Here is a 326-nt window from a genome sequence, read left to right on the forward strand (position 1 = left end):
GCCGAATGGGGGGGTCGGGGGCCGCGTCGGCCCGGCGGGCCTCCGGACCGCTACCGCAACGACGACGGTCAAGTCGTCGACCGCACGACCGGCCGGGTGCTGCACGACCAGAACTCGGACCGCACCCTGCTGTCGACACGGGCTCACAACCGGCTGGTCCGCTACCGCGGTTACCGCATCCTCCACCGCGGCGGCCGGATGGTGTACGGGGCCACCGTCGGGCTGCCCGCCAACACCCGCCGGGGCCGAGAGGGCGGTTCGCGCTACCGCGAGGACGCCCGCCAGCAGGCGCGGGTGTGGGGCAACACGGTCCGCGAGGACGCCCG

At 75.5% G+C, this 326-nt stretch carries 1 pseudogene; it reads left to right on the forward strand.

The features are described from left to right. A pseudogene (locus tag TN53_RS43490) lies at positions 1-326 on the forward strand (hypothetical protein); the annotation flags it as partial.

Source organism: Streptomyces sp. WM6386, assembly GCF_000972385.1.
In the GTDB taxonomy this organism is placed as follows: Bacteria; Actinomycetota; Actinomycetes; order Streptomycetales; family Streptomycetaceae; genus Streptomyces.